Source organism: Streptomyces sp. NPDC001890 (assembly GCF_042891445.1).
In the GTDB taxonomy this organism is placed as follows: Bacteria; Actinomycetota; Actinomycetes; order Streptomycetales; family Streptomycetaceae; genus Streptomyces.
Genome location: NZ_JBIATE010000008.1, coordinates 87,856 through 104,246, shown reverse-complemented (window position 1 = coordinate 104,246; position 16,391 = coordinate 87,856). Strand labels below are relative to the sequence as shown.

17 protein-coding genes and 1 pseudogene are annotated in these 16,391 nt (G+C 69.1%); 1 reads left to right on the top strand and 17 read right to left on the bottom strand.

Going from position 1 to position 16,391, the window contains the following annotated elements; genetic code table 11:
- Positions 1 to 76: 76 nt before the first annotated feature.
- From ACFYY1_RS21455 to ACFYY1_RS21405, 11 genes are all read right to left on the bottom strand, one after another.
- Complete coding sequence (locus ACFYY1_RS21455) at positions 77 to 973, bottom strand: diacylglycerol kinase (protein ID WP_388587756.1); 897 nt, start codon at positions 971 to 973, stop codon at positions 77 to 79.
- Positions 974 to 990: 17 nt separating this feature from the next.
- Positions 991 to 1,881 carry a twin-arginine translocase subunit TatC gene (tatC, locus tag ACFYY1_RS21450; protein WP_388588109.1) on the bottom strand — a complete coding sequence of 297 codons (891 nt, stop codon included), beginning with the start codon at positions 1,879 to 1,881 and terminating at the stop codon, positions 991 to 993.
- 109 nt (positions 1,882 to 1,990) lie between these two features.
- Entirely contained in the window at positions 1,991 to 2,284 is a 294-nt protein-coding gene (gene tatA / locus ACFYY1_RS21445; RefSeq protein ID WP_266736054.1) for a Sec-independent protein translocase subunit TatA, read from the bottom strand.
- A gap of 277 nt (positions 2,285 to 2,561) precedes the next feature.
- Positions 2,562 to 2,759 carry a hypothetical protein gene (locus ACFYY1_RS21440; RefSeq protein WP_388587754.1) on the bottom strand — a complete coding sequence of 66 codons (198 nt, stop codon included), beginning with the start codon at positions 2,757 to 2,759 and terminating at the stop codon, positions 2,562 to 2,564.
- 19 nt (positions 2,760 to 2,778) lie between these two features.
- Positions 2,779 to 3,093 carry a hypothetical protein gene (locus ACFYY1_RS21435; protein ID WP_388587752.1) on the bottom strand — a complete coding sequence of 105 codons (315 nt, stop codon included), beginning with the start codon at positions 3,091 to 3,093 and terminating at the stop codon, positions 2,779 to 2,781.
- Between the two features lie 19 nt (positions 3,094 to 3,112).
- On the bottom strand, positions 3,113 to 4,069 hold the full coding sequence (locus ACFYY1_RS21430; RefSeq protein ID WP_124718716.1) for a YafY family protein: 957 nt from the start codon (positions 4,067 to 4,069) through the stop codon (positions 3,113 to 3,115).
- A 17-nt stretch (positions 4,070 to 4,086) separates the two neighbouring features.
- On the bottom strand, positions 4,087 to 5,040 hold the full coding sequence (locus ACFYY1_RS21425; RefSeq protein WP_388587749.1) for a helix-turn-helix transcriptional regulator: 954 nt from the start codon (positions 5,038 to 5,040) through the stop codon (positions 4,087 to 4,089).
- 113 nt (positions 5,041 to 5,153) lie between these two features.
- Positions 5,154 to 5,528, bottom strand: a complete 375-nt coding sequence (locus ACFYY1_RS21420; protein WP_124718714.1) for an FKBP-type peptidyl-prolyl cis-trans isomerase — start codon at positions 5,526 to 5,528, stop codon at positions 5,154 to 5,156.
- Between the two features lie 46 nt (positions 5,529 to 5,574).
- Positions 5,575 to 6,528 carry an FKBP-type peptidyl-prolyl cis-trans isomerase gene (locus ACFYY1_RS21415; RefSeq protein ID WP_388587746.1) on the bottom strand — a complete coding sequence of 318 codons (954 nt, stop codon included), beginning with the start codon at positions 6,526 to 6,528 and terminating at the stop codon, positions 5,575 to 5,577.
- A 126-nt stretch (positions 6,529 to 6,654) separates the two neighbouring features.
- A complete protein-coding gene (gene pafA, locus ACFYY1_RS21410) occupies positions 6,655 to 8,016 on the bottom strand; it encodes a Pup--protein ligase (protein WP_388587743.1) in 1,362 nt (453 codons plus the stop codon).
- Positions 8,017 to 8,025: 9 nt separating this feature from the next.
- Positions 8,026 to 9,285: an MFS transporter gene (locus ACFYY1_RS21405; protein ID WP_388588106.1), complete on the bottom strand. Its 1,260-nt coding sequence runs from the start codon at positions 9,283 to 9,285 to the stop codon at positions 8,026 to 8,028.
- Positions 9,286 to 9,422: 137 nt separating this feature from the next.
- Here ACFYY1_RS21405 and ACFYY1_RS21400 point away from each other — a divergent pair, with 137 nt between their 5' ends.
- Positions 9,423 to 10,463, top strand: coding sequence for a LacI family DNA-binding transcriptional regulator (locus ACFYY1_RS21400; protein WP_388587740.1), 1,041 nt, complete (start codon positions 9,423 to 9,425; stop codon positions 10,461 to 10,463).
- A gap of 68 nt (positions 10,464 to 10,531) precedes the next feature.
- Here the strand turns inward: ACFYY1_RS21400 and prcA are convergent, their stop codons facing one another.
- The 6 genes and pseudogenes from prcA to arc all read right to left on the bottom strand — a co-directional run bounded on the left by prcA (position 10,532) and on the right by arc (position 16,344).
- Positions 10,532 to 11,344 carry a proteasome subunit alpha gene (gene prcA / locus ACFYY1_RS21395; protein WP_388587737.1) on the bottom strand — a complete coding sequence of 271 codons (813 nt, stop codon included), beginning with the start codon at positions 11,342 to 11,344 and terminating at the stop codon, positions 10,532 to 10,534.
- 58 nt (positions 11,345 to 11,402) lie between these two features.
- Positions 11,403 to 12,248, bottom strand: a complete 846-nt coding sequence (gene prcB / locus ACFYY1_RS21390; RefSeq protein ID WP_388587735.1) for a proteasome subunit beta — start codon at positions 12,246 to 12,248, stop codon at positions 11,403 to 11,405.
- A pseudogene (locus ACFYY1_RS21385) lies at positions 12,200 to 12,390 on the bottom strand (endonuclease domain-containing protein); the annotation flags it as partial. The gene prcB and the pseudogene ACFYY1_RS21385, both read right to left, overlap by 49 nt.
- Positions 12,391 to 12,491: 101 nt before the next feature.
- Positions 12,492 to 12,710, bottom strand: coding sequence for a ubiquitin-like protein Pup (locus ACFYY1_RS21380; RefSeq protein ID WP_124718707.1), 219 nt, complete (start codon positions 12,708 to 12,710; stop codon positions 12,492 to 12,494).
- Between the two features lie 121 nt (positions 12,711 to 12,831).
- On the bottom strand, positions 12,832 to 14,343 hold the full coding sequence (dop, locus tag ACFYY1_RS21375; RefSeq protein WP_388587733.1) for a depupylase/deamidase Dop: 1,512 nt from the start codon (positions 14,341 to 14,343) through the stop codon (positions 12,832 to 12,834).
- Positions 14,344 to 14,577: 234 nt separating this feature from the next.
- Positions 14,578 to 16,344 (bottom strand): proteasome ATPase, encoded by a 1,767-nt coding sequence (gene arc, locus ACFYY1_RS21370; RefSeq protein WP_388587730.1) that lies wholly within the window; start codon positions 16,342 to 16,344, stop codon positions 14,578 to 14,580.
- Positions 16,345 to 16,391 lie beyond the last annotated feature (47 nt).

The window sequence follows — 16,391 nt, the reverse complement described above, 5'->3', positions numbered from 1 at the left end:
CCGACACCAGGCTCGATCTTTAAATCCCGCCGGAAGAACCCGGCGCCGGGGGCTGTCGTCGCACGCCCGCCAGGGATCACGGGACAGCGCTCAGCACCCGCACCGCACCGGGCACGCAGCGCGCGGTGAGCGGCAGGGCCCCGAGCGGTTCACCGTCCGCGTACGCGGTGACACCCGCTGCGACCAGCTCGATCGAGGAAACCCGGTGCACGCTGACCTTGGGGTGGCTGAGATGCGTTCCCTTGTAGACCCGGGGGAACACCTTGAGCAGGGTGGTACGGCTGCAGTCCCCGACGACGGTCACGTCGAACAGCCCGTCGTCCATCTCCGCGTCCGCGCAGATCCGCATGCCCCCGCCGTACGTGGACCCGTTGCCGACCGCGATGAGCGTCGCCTCGATCTCCCTGACCGGTCCGTCGTCCAGTCTGACGCGGTACGCGATGGGCTTGAACGCGGCGAGTTCGGCGAGGATCGCGAGGTCGTACTTGAACCGTCCGCCGACCCATCGCATGCGGTTCCCGCGGTCGTTGACCCGGGAGTCGAAGCCGGAGGCGAGCACCGAACCGAACCACCGCTCACCGACCCGTCCGAGGTCGATCTCGCGGACGCCGCCGCCCTTGAGCGCCTCTGCGGCCAGCCGCCCGGCGGCGGCCGGATCCCGTATCGGCAGCCCGAGCGCGCGGGCGAAGTCGTTGCCGGTGCCGACCGCGACGACCCCGAGCGGGGTCATCGTCCCCGCGACGGCCTGCAGGGCGAGGGACATCATGCCGTCCCCGCCCACGGCAATCAGCGCCCCGGTCCCGCCCGCGACGGCCTCACGGGCCCGCCGCAGGGCGTCGTCGGCGTCCTCACCGAGAACCGTGCGCACGGAGAATCCGGCGTCCCGCAACGCGGAAGCGGCCGGCTGCGCGGCGTGCGCGCCCCGGCCGCGTCCTGCGGTGGGATTGACGAAAAGAGTGATCTCGCTGGTCACCCGGGGACCCTACAAGGTCAGGTGATGTCGTCGTAACCGTTCACCCGGTCCCGGTCCGAACTCGCCTGTGCGGGCAACGAGCGGCTGGAGGAGACCGATTCGATCTCACCGACGTCCTCGGGGGTGAGATCCAGCTTCGACGCCTCGTCGTCGTCCAGTTCGGCGTCGGGATTCGCGCGGCGTCGCCGCCTGTCGTTCAGCAGGGAGAAGGCGACCGCCAGGAAGTACAGGACCACGATCGGACCCGCGAGCGCGATCATCCCCACGGGGTCGGTGGTGGGAGTCGCCACCGCCCCGAAGACGAACACCCCCATGACCACACCGCGCCACCAGCCGAGCATGCGCCGACCGGTCACTATCCCCGTCAGGTTCATCATGATCAGGAGCAGCGGCAGCTCGAAAGCCGCTCCGAAGATGAGCACCATCCGGACCGTGAAGTCGAGGATCTTGTCCATCGGGAGGATGTTCGCCGACCCGTCGGGCGTGATGCCCAACAGGACGCGCATGCTGATCGGCAGGATCGTGTAGGCGAGCGCGGCACCACCGAGGAACAGCGGCACTGCGGCCGCCACGAAGGCGTACGTGTACTTCCGCTCGTGCTTGTGGAGCCCGGGCGCCACGAACGCCCAGAGCTGGTACAGCCAGACCGGGCTGGCGATTATGACGCCGGCCATGAGGCTGACCTTCACCGTCGTCGTGAAGGGGGAGAGGAGGTCGGTGTACGCGATGACGGCGCACGCGCCCCCGGTCGTCTCGCCCAGTCCCTTCTCGCAACGGGGCACGGGAGCAGAGAGGAACTCCATCAGCGCCTGGCTGTAGAAGGCTGCGGCGATCGTCACGACGACGATGGCCAGCATGCCCTTCGCCAGCCGGTTACGCAGCTCACGCAGGTGCTCCACCAAGGGCATGCGGCCCTCTGGGTCCGTCTCCTGCTTGCGGGCAGACTTGAGCAACCCACGTCCTCATCTCGTGCAGCAGGCCCTCACATTCAGGGCGCCTGCGTCGGCCCGGTTGTCGTCAGCGCTTGGTCGAGTCGGTCGGCTCCGCGACCGGACGCGAGCTGCTCACGTCGCCGGGGGCCGCCTTGATGGTGCGCTGGGCGGTCTGGTCCTGGGCGGCGTCGTTGGCGGCCGGCTCGGCCGGGGTCGCCGAAGGGCTGCCCTCGGACTTCATGGCCTTGGCCTCGCTCTTGAGGATGCGGGCCGACTTGCCGAGCGAGCGAGCCATGTCAGGAAGCTTCTTCGCGCCGAACAGCAGAACAATGACGACGAGGATCAGGATGATCTCGGGAGCGCCGAGCCTTCCGAACATATGTGTGTACCTTCTCACCGAGGCAGCAGGGGTGGGGCGGATCGAACCTCGGACGGACGTCCGACCTTCGTACTGTCAGCGATCGTATCCCGCAGGAGTAAACGCAAGGCAATACCCACGCATCCTTGCGATTACGGCCCACGCCTCGCTCTCCGGGCCGCCTTCAGCAGCGTACCCCTCGAAACCGGGAAACTGGAGGCCGCGCCCGCCCCGATCCATCCGCCCTGCTCACAGGTCGGATCGGGGCAGCGGAGGCGGTACGGCCACGGGACAGCCCTTAGCGCAGCGCCTCACCGGTGGCGGCGAGGTCGGTCGCCGCCCTTTCGAGGTCCTCCGCGGCCCGGTTGATGCGCTGGGTGGTGCGCGCCACCTGACGCCCGAGCCGCTGGACCTCGATGAAGACCTTGACGGCCAGCACGCCGAGAACGGCGATCCCGAGGAACCCCAGGGCGATGGCGAGCATGGGCCAGAACATGGGCTGAGCCTCGATGGGTCTAGGGGGCCGACGGCGTGGAAAGGGCCTGGAGGCCGGTGTGCAGACGCAGCGTCCGCACCCCGCCCCTGGTGAGGAGTTCGACTATCCGCTCCCCCGCGGGCTTGCGGACGGCCGCGTCGCACTGCGGGCAGGTGAAGGAGTAGAACGTCGTCCGGCGGCTCGCACCCACCGCGAGGCGGATGGCGCCCGCGGCCAGTTCGAACCGTTCGCGGCAGTCCGGGCAGGCGGCCTTGAACCGTACGGACTCGGGCACCACCACGGTCGGAACGCCTGACACCGCAGGACCACCTGACACGACAGACATATTGCTCATATCTCCCTCAGGTTTCCGCTCAGGCCGGTTCGTCGTACGCGGCGAGCGCCGCCCGGGCCGCCTGCTGCGCGCTGCGTGCCAGCTCCGGCGGGGAGACGATGCGGCCTTCGCCGCCCAGCCGCAGCGCGAGCCTGCGCAGCGAGGCCGGGTCGGGGGTGCGCAGGGTGATCCGCAGCCCGCCGTCGGGCAGCTCCTGTGCGCTGTCGTGCGGGTAGTACTCGGCGACCCAGCGCCCGCCGGGGCCCACCTCGACGACGACTTCCGGGTCCTCGGCGGCCGGCTGGACCAGCCCCTCGGACAGGTCCCGCAGTTCCAGCTCGGGCGGTGCGGCGGGCTCGTCCAGCAGCCGGATCTCGGCGACCCGGTCCAGCCGGAACGTACGCCGGTCCTCGGACGACCTGCACCAGGCCTCCATGTACGTGTGCCCCACGGCGAACAGCCGGATCGGGTCCACCTCGCGCTCGGTGAGCTCGTCGCGCGCGGGCGAGTAGTAGCGCAGCCAGAGTCGGCGCCGCTCGGAGATCGCCCGGTCGACATCGGCGAAGACGCCGCCCTCGGACTCGAAGGTGACCGAGAGCCGCGAGCTCGCCGCCCCCACCTCGCCGGCCGCGGTCTCCAGCTTCGCGGTGGCCCGCAGCAGCGCCTGGCGGTCGCTCTCGCGCAGCCCCGGCAGCGTCGCCACGGCACGGGCGGCGACCAGCAGGGCCGTCGCCTCGTCGGCGGCGAGCCGCAGCGGCTCGGCGACGTCGTCCGGGTTGTGCCACCAGATGCGGTCGCCGTCGGTGTCGATGTCCAGCAGGTCCCCGCCGCGGAAGCTCGTCCCGCACATGGGCAGCACGTCGAGGTCCGAGATCAGTTCGTCCTCGGTGATCCCGAAGGCGCGGGCGACGTCCTGGACATGGGCGCCGGGGCGCTCGCGCAGATACGTCACCAGGGAGAGCATCCGGCGGGTCTGGTCGATCGCGTTCGTGGCCATGGGTTGCCGTCCCTCTCTCAGTCCTTGGCCACGGCGCGCAGCCGGTCCACCACATCGGCCCGCAGATCGGCGGGTTCCTGTACGACGACGTCCGGGCCGAACTCGACGAGCCAGGCGTCCAGACCGTGTCCGTACGGAATCTCCAACTCGTCCCACCCGTTCCCGAGTTCCCGGACCGACACGGCGCGCGAGCGCAGCGGGTAGCCGGCCCCGGTGCGCAGCCTGATCAGCGCGGTCCGGGTCGCCGTCTCCCCCGCCCAGCTCTCGACCGTCTCGCGTACGGTCACGACGTCGGGCACCTCGCTGGTGAACGCCCCGGCCCGGGAGCGGACCCGGCCGGTGATCCGGGAGAGCCGGAACACCCGCTCGGCACCGCGGTCCCGGTCCCAGCCGGCCAGGTACCAGTGTCCGCGCCAGCACTCCAGGGTCCACGGCTCGACCTGGCGCTGTTCCGGCGTGGCGGCGTTGCCCTTGCGGTAGTCGAAGGTGACCGGGCGGCGGTCGCGGCAGGCCAGCATCAGCGGCTCGAACGCCGCCTCGTGGACGGGGATGCGCGGTTCGAGGGCGCTGTGCACCTCGTACGCGTCCTCGGCCTCGGGCATGCCGGCGGCCCGCAGCTTCTGGAGCGCACCGCTGGCCGCACCGGCCAGCCGTGCCTGCTGCCAGACCTTGGCGGCCAGTCCGAGCGCCGCGGCCTCCTCGGCGTCGAGCGTGATCGGGGGCAGCCGGTTGCTGTCACGGCGGGCGAGGTATCCCGTCTCGCCGTCCAGGTTCTCCACGGTCTCGATGATCAGACCGAGCTCGCGCAGATCGTCCTTGTCGCGCTCGAACATCCGGTTGAAGGCGTCGTCGGAGCCCGCCTCCAGATAGGCCTCGATGGAGCCGCGCAGCTCGCGCTTGCTGAGCGGGCGGCGGGTCCCCAGCAGACACAGCGCCAGGTTCATCAGCCGCTCGGCCTTGGCAATCGCCATCGATGCCCTTTCTGTTTCGCTCTACGACGCTCGACCGTACCGCTACGCGCTGTCGGGACAAAAGCGAGGGCCCGTGCCTGGCGGCACGGGCCCTCGTATCGCACGGATGCGGATCAGACGGCGACCAGGTCGCAGACGAAGATCAGCGTCTCGCCGGGCGCGATGCGGCCGCCACCGGCGCCGCGGTCGCCGTACGCGAGGTGCGCGGGGATGGTCAGCTGGCGACGGCCGCCGACCTTCATGCCCTGGACACCCTGGTCCCAGCCGGCGATGACCTGGCCGGCGCCGAGCTGGAACTGCAGCGGGGTGCCGCGGTTCCAGGAGGCGTCGAACTCCTCGCCGGTGGAGAAGGCCACGCCCACGTAGTGGACGGAGACGGTGGCGCCCTTCTCGGCCACCGGACCGTCGCCCTCCCAGATGTCCTTGATCTCCAGGTCGGCCGGCGGCTCGCCACCCGGGAAGTCGATCTCGGGCTTCTCGATGCTCACTGACTTGCTCCTCTTACTGATGTACTGCTGGACAACCGGGACAGTCTTACATCTTCGTCAGGAGATCCACGGCGAAGACCAGCGTGGACTTGGCGGGGATGGTCTGCTGCGCCTTGTCACCGAAGCCCTGGTCCGGCGGGATGACGAGCAGCACCCGGCTGCCGATCTTCTTGCCGACCAGACCGTTCTTCAGCCCCTTCAGGGTCACCTGGGCGAGCGGGAAGGTCTGCGTCTTGCCCGCCGCGTAGGTGCTGTCGAAGGTCTTGCCGTCCTTCCACGTCAGTCCGACGTAGTTCACGACGACGCTGTCGGTGTCCTTCACGACCTCGCCCTTGGACTCCAGGATGTAGTTGGAGACGAGCTTCGTCGGCGGGTCGGTCTTGGTCGGGATGGTGACCTTGGGGGCCTTGCCGTCCGTGTTGGTGCCGACCTTCGGGAGGTCGATGTTGTCCTGGGCGACCTCGGTGCCCTTGGCCGAGGCAGGGATCTGCGTCGCCTTCAGGACGTCGACGACGAAGACGAGCGTGGCCTTGGGCTTGATGTCGCCCTGGCCCTGGTCGCCGTACGCGAGGTCCGGCGGGATGACCAGCTGGACCCTGCTGCCGACCTTCTGGCCGAGGAGGCCCTTGTCCCAGCCCTGGATGACCATGCCGGCACCGAGGGTCAGGTCGAACGGCTGCTTGCGGTCGAAGCTGTTGTCGAACGGCTTGTCGGAATCCCAGGACTGACCGAGGTAGTTGACCTGGATCGCGTCACCGTTCTTGAGCGTGGCGCCGTCGCCCTGGCTGACGACCCTGGTCTTCAGCTCCTTGGGCGGGTTCCCCGTGCCCTTGGCCAGGGTCGGCTTCTCACCGAATTTCGCGCCCGCGGTGATCGCGGGGAACCCGTCCTTCGTCGCGGCGGAAGCAGAAACGGAATCGGAATCGGAGCCCTTTTCGTCACCGCAGCCCGCTGTCAGCAGCAACAGGGGGACGACGAGAAGGCCGGCAAGTCGGCGCACTTGTTCCTCAGATCTCAGACGGCACAGTTGGATGAGTCCCCGACACTCTAGGGCGTGCGCAGGGCCCCGTACGAGGAACGTACGGGGCCCGCGTCGCGCCGGTGGCCGGGATCGTGCCGTGCCGGCTCACATACCCGCGATCAATTTCTCCACCCGGTCGTCGACCGAGCGGAACGGGTCCTTGCACAACACGGTGCGCTGCGCCTGGTCGTTGAGCTTGAGGTGGACCCAGTCGACGGTGAAGTCCCGCCGCTGCTCCTGCGCCCGGCGGATGAAGTCGCCGCGCAGCCGCGCCCTGGTGGTCTGCGGGGGCACGGACTTGCCCTCGAAGATCTTCAGGTCGTTGCAGACACGGGCGGCCTGTCCCTTGCGCTCCAGCAGGTAGTACAGGCCGCGACGGCGGTGGATGTCGTGGTACGCGAGGTCTATCTGGGCGACCCGCGGATGCGACATGGTCATGTTGTGCTTGGCCCGGTACCGGTCGATGAGCTTGTACTTCATCACCCAGTCGATCTCGGTCTCGATCCGGTCGAGGTCCTCGGCCTCGATCGCGTCGAGCGTGCGGCCCCAGAGCTCCAGGACCTGGGCGACGGTTCCGGTGCGGATGCCACGGCGGTCGACGAAGTCGACGGCCTTCTCGTAGTACTCGCGCTGCACCTCGATGGCGGACGCCTCGCGGCCACTGGCCAGGCGCACCTTGCGCTGTCCGGTGGTGTCGTGGCTGACCTCGCGGATCGCCCGGATCGGGTTCTCCAGCGTCAGATCCCGCATCACCGTGCCCGCTTCGATCATGCGGAGCACCAGATCGGTCGCGCCGACCTTGAGCAGCATGGTCGTCTCGGACATGTTGGAGTCACCGACGATGACGTGGAGGCGGCGGTACCGCTCCGCGTCGGCGTGCGGTTCGTCACGCGTATTGATGATCGGGCGGGAACGCGTGGTCGCGGAACTGACGCCCTCCCAGATGTGCTCGGCACGCTGGCTGACGCAGTAGACCGCGCCCCTGGGGGTCTGCAGCACCTTGCCCGCGCCGCAGATCAGCTGCCTCGTGACGAGGAAGGGAATGAGGATGTCCGCGAGCCGGGAGAATTCTCCGTGCCGTGCCACGAGGTAGTTCTCATGGCATCCGTAGGAGTTTCCCGCCGAGTCGGTGTTGTTCTTGAAGAGATAGACGTCGCCCGCGATTCCCTCCTCGTGCAGGCGGCGTTCGGCGTCGACGAGCAGGCCTTCGAGAATGCGCTCGCCGGCCTTGTCGTGGGTGACCAGCTCGGTCAGGTTGTCGCATTCGGGGGTTGCATATTCCGGATGCGATCCCACGTCGAGGTAGAGGCGGGCGCCGTTCCGCAGAAAGACATTGCTGCTGCGGCCCCATGACACAACACGGCGGAAGAGGTAGCGCGCCACTTCATCAGGGGACAGTCGGCGCTGTCCCCTGAACGTGCACGTGACGCCGTACTCGTTCTCCAGCCCGAAAATGCGGCGGTCCATGACTGAACATTACGCCTGATGGCCTGAGCTGAAACCGGGTTCGACAGCACCGTTTCGATCATTTTCCGATGCCCGTGCGGAAACGGCCGTACGCCCGGGAACTGCGAGGACCCTTCCCGTCGCCAGCAGGACGAGCAGCGCCGCCACCCCACCGGCCCCCGCCACCGCGAAGCTCCACGAGGTGCCGCCCAGCTCGACGGCCGGGCCCGCCACGGCCGTTCCCGCCGCCGCGCCCACCCCGAAGGTCGTCACCAGCCAGGAGAACGCCTCGGTCACGGTGCCCCGCGGCGCGTGCCGGTCGACCACGATGAAGGAGCAGGCGATCGCCGGTGCCAGAAAGACTCCGGCCAGTGCCGCCAGTGCGGTCATGGCAACCACTCCCGGGGTCAGCATCAGCGGCAGATAGCCCAGCGCCAGCAGCGCGACGATGACCCGCAGCCGGCGCTCCGGCGCCCCGGCCCACTGCCGTGCCCCGTAGACCGCGCCGCCGATCAGCGCGCCCAGCCCGAGCGCGGCCATCAGCCAGCCGTACACCGACTCCCGGCCGTGGTCGTCGGCGTAGGCCACACCGGCCACCGTGATCGAGCCCAGCGCGAGTCCGACGAAGAAGAACGACCCGAGCAGCGCCAGCAGCCCCGGCGAGCGCAGCGCGCCCAGCCAGTGCGCCTCGCGGGGCGCGGAACGCCAGGCCCGGGAGGGCTCGGACAGGACGACGGAGAGCGCCCCCAGGACGCCCACCGCGTTGATGACGAGCAGGGCGGCGGCGGGCGACCACAGCGAGACCAGCACCGTCACCAGCAGCGGCCCCACGGTGAACATGACCTCCTGGGCGACGGCGTCCATGGCGTACGCCCGGTGCACCCGGTCCTCGCCGCCCAGCACGCTCGGCCACAGGGCCCGCAGACCGCCCTCCAGCGGCGGCGTGAAGACCCCGGCCACCACGACCGCCCCGTAGGCCAGCGGCAGCGATTCCAGGCCCACCAGGGCCAGCAGGGCCATGCCCAGCGCCGACACCACTGCGGCCGGGAGCTGGACGCGCGGCTGGCCGTAGAGGTCCACGGCGCGGCCCAGCAGCGGCTGCCCGACCGCGGTGGACAGTCCGTACACGGCCGCGAGCGCCCCGGCGAGGGTGTAGCTGCCGCCCTCGGCCCTGGTGAAGAGCACGATCGCGATGTGGGCGGTGCCGTTCGGCAGTCGCCCCACCAGGGTTCCCGCCAGCAGACGGGCGGCATGCCGCGCCCGGAGGATGTCCAGATATCCCGCGGCCATGTCCTTGTCGCCCCTCTCCCTCGGGCGCTCTGACGGCACCCAGAGGTTTTACGTATAACGTCGAGGCTCATACGTACCATGTGCCCAGTCCGCAGGTCCACCTCACGGCGCCTGCCCCGACCGGCCCGGAGGCCCGAGTGACCAGCGCACCACAGCCCGCCCCGACCCGGCCCACCAGCCGCGACGTCGCGCGGGCCGCAGGCGTCTCGCAGGCCACCGTCTCCCTCGTGCTCGGCGGCAAATGGCCGGGCAGGGTCTCCGAGGCCACCGCCGAGCGCGTGCGCCGCACCGCCCACGAACTCGGCTACCGGCCCAACCTCGCCGCCCGCAACCTGCGCCTGGGCCGCACCAGGACGGCGCTGCTGGTCGTCCCCGCGCTCACCAACGAGTTCTTCGCCCGCGTCTACACCGGCGCCGCCGAGGTCGCCGCCGAGCACGGCTTCGGCGTCGTCCTCTACCCGTCCCCCGAAGGCACCGGCCCGGCCCGGGACCCCTTCGCCTCGGCGAGCGCCTCCCTGGACGGCGTGATCGCCTCCTCCATGGCCGCCGGGGCGCTCGACGCGCTGCGCGGCGCGGGACTGCCGCTGGTCATGCTCGACAGCGATCCGGCGGACGCCGGTGTCGCGGCCCGCGTCAACCTGGACATCGCCGACGGCATGCGGCAGGTCGCGGAGCACCTCCTCGCCCTCGGCCACCGCCGCTTCGTCCACCTGGCGTCGTCGGTCGGCTCCTGGACCTTCGCGGTACGCGGCCGGGCGCTCCAGGAGGCCCTGCGGGCGGTGCCCGGCACCTCGGTGCGGACCGTCACGGCGGCGCTCGACGTCCACGCGGGCCGCGTCGCGGCGGAGCACGCGCTCGCCGCCCCGGGGCCCCGGCCCACCGCCCTCGTCTGCGACGACGACATCCTCGCCGCGGGTGCCTGCAAGGCCGCCCGCAGACTGGGCCTCCGGGTGCCCGACGACCTGTCCGTCACCGGGTTCGACGATCTGGCCCTGGCCACGGCCGTCGAGCCGGAGCTCACCACCGTGCGGCTGCCCGCCGAGCAGGTCGGGGAGCGCGGCATGGCCGCCCTGCTGGCGGTCCTGGACGACCGGCCGGCCGAGACCGGCAGCCTCCCGGTGCAGCTGGTGGCCCGCGGCTCCTCGGCGCCCCCGCCCCCGGACGCCCCGCGGGCATGACGGTGCCCCGGCCCGCCGGGAGCGGCGGACCGGGGCACGGTCACAGCGGTGGACCGTCCTTCGACGGACTACTCCACGTCACCACCGGAGTCGGTGGGCTTCGATGTGTCGGGAGCGGCGGCGGACCCGGTGTCCTCGCCCTCCTCGGTGTCGGACGGGGCGTCCGTCGGCGCGGAGCCGCCGTCCGCCTCCAGCAGCCGCGCCAGCTGCCTGCCGACGATCCGCTTGAACTTCCGCTGCTGGGGCCGCGTACGGTCCAGCACCGCGACCTCCAGCCGCTCGGCGGGGATCTCCCGCTCGCTGCCGTTGGGATCGCGCGACAGCGCCTGCACCGCCAACTTGAGCGCCTCGGCGAGTGTCATCCCGTCGCGGTGCCGCTGGTCCAGGAAGGTGCTGATCTGCTCGGCGTTGCCGCCGACCGCCACCGAGCCGTGCTCGTCGACGATCGAGCCGTCGTGCGGCAGCCGGTAGATCTGGTCGCCCTCCGGTTCGGTGCCCACTTCGGCGACCACCAGTTCCACCTCGTACGGCTTCTCGGCCGCACTGGAGAAAATGGTGCCCAGCGTCTGCGCGTACACGTTGGCCAGCCCACGGGCCGTCACATCGTCACGGTCGTAGGTGTATCCGCGCAGATCGGCGTAGCGCACGCCGCCGATACGGAGATTCTCGTACTCGTTGTACTTGCCGGCGGCGGCGAAGCCGATCCGGTCGTAGATCTCGCTGAACTTGTGCAGCGCGCGGGACGGGTTCTCGCCGACGAACACAATGCCGTCGGCATACTGCAGCACAACCAGGCTGCGACCACGGGCGATGCCCTTCCGGGCGTATTCCGCCCGGTCGGCCATGGCCTGCTGAGGTGAGACATAGAACGGCGTCGACACCGGTTATCCGTCCCTTTCTGTCAGTGACGAGAGCATCGGAGAAGCAGCGGAACGGAGATCAGAGCAGCGCGGCGCGCGGGCCGTCGGGCTGCTCCAGCCGGCGCTCCAGGACCGAGCGCGCGATCCCGGAGGACTCCGCCTCGTCCAGCCTCCGGAAGCCTTCGTCGGTGATGACGGTGACGATCGGGTAGATCCGCCGGGCCACATCGGGGCCGCCGGTCGCCGAGTCGTCGTCCGCGGCGTCGTACAGCGCCTGTACGACCAGGGTGAGGGCCTCCTGCTCGGTCAGCTCCCCGTGGTAGAGCTTCTTCATCGAGCTCCGGGCGAAGACCGACCCGGAGCCGGTGGCCGCGTACCCGTGCTCCTCGGAACGGCCTCCGGTGACGTCGTACGAGAAGATCCGGCCCTTCTCGCGGTCGATGTCGAACCCGGCGAAGAGCGGCACGACGGCGAGGCCCTGCATGGCCATCCCCAGATTGCTGCGGATCATCGTGGAGAGCCGGTTCGCCTTGCCCTCCAGGGAGAGCTGGGCGCCCTCGACCTTCTCGAAGTGCTCCAGCTCCAGCTGGAAGAGCTTGACCATCTCCACGGCCAGTCCGGCCGTGCCGGCGATGCCCACCGCCGAATACTCGTCGGCCGGGAAGACCTTCTCGATGTCGCGCTGGGCGATCACATTGCCCATGGTCGCGCGCCGGTCACCGGCCAGCACCACACCGCCGGCGAACGTCACCGCGACGATCGTGGTCCCGTGCGGCGCCTCGATGGCCCCCTGGAGGGCCGGCAGGTTCCGGTTGCCGGGGAGCATCCCGGGCGAGTGGTCGGACAGGAAATCCATGAACGAAGAGGATCCCGGCGTCAGGAAGGCAGCTGGTAGACGCCCGGTGCTACGAGTGTTGGCTTCCACGCGTTTCCCTCCAGGTAAGCGACGGCCCTGAGCAAGGCGTCAGGATCGTCTCCCAACTTGCCGATGGCCGAGTTGCAGTTGATGCGGTTACGCCACGGACCCTACCCGTCCCGTGGCGGTGATCCACATGAACCGCGGGGGCAGCTGCACGGCTCACGGTGCCGTCTGCGCCCGCGCGGTACGGGCCGGACCGGCCCGTACCGCGCGCACCGCTCTCCACTCCCCCGCGTTCACATCCGTGAACTACTGTCCACCCTTTTGCACGAAGGAACGCACGAAATCCTCGGCGTTCTCTTCGAGCACGTCATCGATCTCGTCCAGAACCGAGTCGACGTCGTCGCTCAGCTTCTCCTGGCGGTCCTTGAGGTCCTCGGAGACCTGCGCGTCCTGCGCCTGCTCCTCGACCTCCTCGGTGGAACGCGTCGCCTTCTGCTGTCCGCCGCCGGTGTCCTTGGTCGCCATCTAGCTCACCCCGCTCGGTTCGAAGCACTTGATCAGACCCTACCCACGGGCTCCGACATCGGCCCGGTACTTTCCCTCAACGTCCGGGGGTCATCCCGATGATTCCCCGATCCCGGCCCTTTCAGCCGCCCGACAGGACCTGGACCAGCTCCTCCGCCGTGCGGCAGCGGTCCAGCAGCTCCTTGACGTGATCGCGGGTACCGCGCAGCGGCTCCAGGGTGGGTACCCGTTGCAGGGAGTCATGACCGGGCAGGTCGAAGATGACCGAGTCCCAGGAGGCCGCCGCCACGTCGTCGGCGTACTGCTCCAGGCAGCGGCCGCGGAAATAGGCCCTGGTGTCCTCCGGTGGCCTCGTACGGGCCTGCTGGACCTCGTTCTCGTCCAGCAGCCGCTTCATCTTCCCGCGGGCCGCCAGACGGTTGTAGAGGCCCTTCTCGGCCCGCACATCGGCGTACTGGAGATCCACCAGGTGCAGACGCGCCGCGTCCCAGTCCAGGCTGTCGCGGCGGCGGTAGCCCTCCATGAGCTCCCGCTTGGCGATCCAGTCGAGCTCGCCCGACAGGCTCATCGGGTCGTTCTCCAGCCGGTTGAGGGTGTCCTCCCAGCGGATCAGGACGTCCTTGGTCTGCTCGTCGGCATCCGCCCCGTACCGCTCCTCGACGTACTTGCGGCCCAGCTCGAAGTACTCCATCTGCAGTTGCACCGCGGTGAGGGTACGGCCGCTGCGCAGCGTGATGAGGTGCTTCAGGGTCGGGTCGTGGGAGACGTGGTGCAGGGTGCGCACCGGCTGGTCGACCGCGAGATCGACGTTGATGAAGCCGTCCTCGATCATGGAGAGGATCAGGGCGGTGGTGCCGAGCTTGAGATAGGTGGAGATCTCCGAGAGGTTCGCGTCCCCGATGATCACATGGAGCCGGCGGTACTTCTCGGCGTCGGAATGGGGTTCGTCGCGGGTGTTGATGATGGGGCGCTTGAGCGTGGTCTCCAGCCCGACCTCGACCTCGAAGTAATCGGCGCGCTGGCTGATCTGGAATCCGTGCTCGTGGCCGTCCTGGCCGATTCCCACACGCCCCGCCCCGGTGACCACCTGGCGGGAGACGAAGAACGGGGTCAGATGGCGCACGATGTCGGAGAACGGGGTCTCCCGCTTCATCAGGTAGTTCTCGTGCGTGCCGTACGAGGCGCCCTTGTTGTCGGTGTTGTTCTTGTAGAGGTGGATCGGCTGGGCGCCGGGAAGCTGGGCCGCGCGCTCGGCGGCCTCGGCCATGATGCGTTCGCCGGCCTTGTCCCAGAGGACCGCGTCCCGCGGATTGGTGACTTCCGGGGAGCTGTACTCCGGGTGCGCGTGGTCGACGTAGAGGCGGGCCCCGTTGGTGAGGATGACATTGGCGAGGCCGATGTCCTCGTCGGTGAGCTGGCTGGAGTCCGCGGTCTCGCGGGCGAGGTCGAAACCTCGCGCGTCCCGCAGCGGATTCTCCTCCTCGAAGTCCCAGCGGGCGCGGCGCGCCCGGTGCATCGCCGCTGCGTAGGCGTTGACGATCTGGGACGAGGTGAGCATGGCATTGGCGTTGGGGTGGCCGGGGACGGAGATCCCGTACTCCGTCTCGATGCCCATTACTCGCCGTACGGTCATGCGGCCCTCCTTGCCCGGCGGCGCTCCCTTGAGGGGCGGCGCTCAAGTACCGCTGCTTGTCGGTGCGCGTGCACTGCCCGTCCGCGCACTGCGCGACCGGGCGGTACGCAAGAGCCTAGAGCGCCTCTGTGCTGGTGGGGAGATCAATTACGTCATTGCTGCGGTGTCGCGCGATCGGGACCGAAAGCAACCGGCTGCGGACGCCCGGCCGGGCATCCGCAGCCTGACTGCGTTCTACAGGTACTGACCGGTGTTCGCCACCGTGTCGATGGAGCGACCGGTGTCCGCGCCCTGCTTTCCAGTGACGAGCGTGCGGATGAAGACGATCCGCTCACCCTTCTTGCCGGAGATCCTGGCCCAGTCGTCCGGGTTGGTGGTGTTCGGCAGGTCCTCGTTCTCCTTGAACTCGTCCACGCACGCCTGGAGGAGATGGGAGACGCGAAGGCCCTTCTGGCCCTGGTCGAGGAAGGCCTTGATGGCCATCTTCTTGGCCCGGTCGACGATGTTCTGGATCATCGCGCCGGAGTTGAAGTCCTTGAAGTACAGGACTTCCTTGTCGCCGTTGGCGTACGTGACCTCGAGGAAGCGGTTCTCCTCGGACTCGGTGTACATCCGCTCGACGACCGACTGGATCATGGCGTGCGCGGCGGATTCCTTGGAGCCGGTGTGCTCCGCGAGGTCGTCGGCGTGCAGTGGCAGCGAAGGCGTGAGGTACTTCGCGAAGATGTCCTTCGCGGCCTCCGCGTCCGGGCGCTCGATCTTGATCTTCACATCGAGGCGGCCGGGTCGCAGGATCGCGGGGTCGATCATGTCCTCGCGGTTGGAGGCGCCGATGACGATGACGTTCTCCAGGCCCTCGACTCCGTCGATCTCGGCGAGCAGCTGGGGGACGATGGTGTTCTCCACGTCCGAGCTGACACCGGATCCGCGGGTGCGGAAGAGCGACTCCATCTCGTCGAAGAAGACGATGACGGGGGTGCCCTCGCTCGCCTTCTCACGGGCACGCTGGAAGACGAGGCGGATGTGCCGCTCGGTCTCGCCGACGTACTTGTTGAGGAGCTCCGGACCCTTGATGTTGAGGAAGTAGCTCTTGCCCGCCGGCTGGCCGGTGACCTCGGCGACCTTCTTGGCAAGGGAGTTGGCGACGGCCTTGGCGATGAGTGTCTTGCCGCAGCCGGGGGGACCGTAGAGCAGGATGCCCTTCGGCGGACGCAGTTCGTGTTCCTTGAAGAGGTCGGGGTGGAGGTAGGGAAGTTCGACCGCGTCCCGGATCAGTTCGATCTGGTCGCCCAGGCCGCCGATCTTGTCGTAGTCGATGTCCGGTACCTCTTCGAGGACGAGTTCTTCGACCTCGCTCTTGGGGACCACTTCGTAGACGTAGCCGGACCTGGGTTCGAGCAGGAGGGCGTCGCCGGGGCGGATGGTGATGTCCAGCAGCGGCTCGGCGAGCCGCACCACCCGTTCCTCGTCGGTGTGCCCGATGACCAGGGCCCGCTCGCCGTCCTCAAGGATCTCCTTGAGGGTGACGATGTCCCCGGTCCGCTCGAATTCCATGGCGTCGACCACGTTGAGCGCTTCGTTGAGCATGACTTCCTGGCCGCGCCGGAGGTCGTCGAGCTCGACACTGGGGCTGACGTTCACCCGGAGTTTCCGGCCTCCGGTGAAGATGTCGCAGGTGCCGTCCTCATTTCCCTGCAGGAACACACCGAAACCGGCCGGCGGCTGTGCGAGCCGGTCGACTTCTTCCTTGAGGGCCACGATCTGGTCGCGGGCCTCGCGCAGTGTGTTGGCGAGCCGCTCATTCTGTGCGGATACGCCTGCGAGGTTGGTCTGCAACTCGACGATCCGCTCTTCGAGAATCCTCGTATGGCGCGGAGAGTCGGCGAGCTTACGTCGCAGGACGGCGATTTCCTGCTCAAGATAGGCGACCTGGCCGGCTGGGTCTTCGGACCCCCGCCCGGGCCGGATGCCGCGGTTGATGTCGTCGTCGTGGGCTGCCACGGTCCTCACCTCCTCCAAGGGGAGCTGGACGCTTCCTGACCCTACCT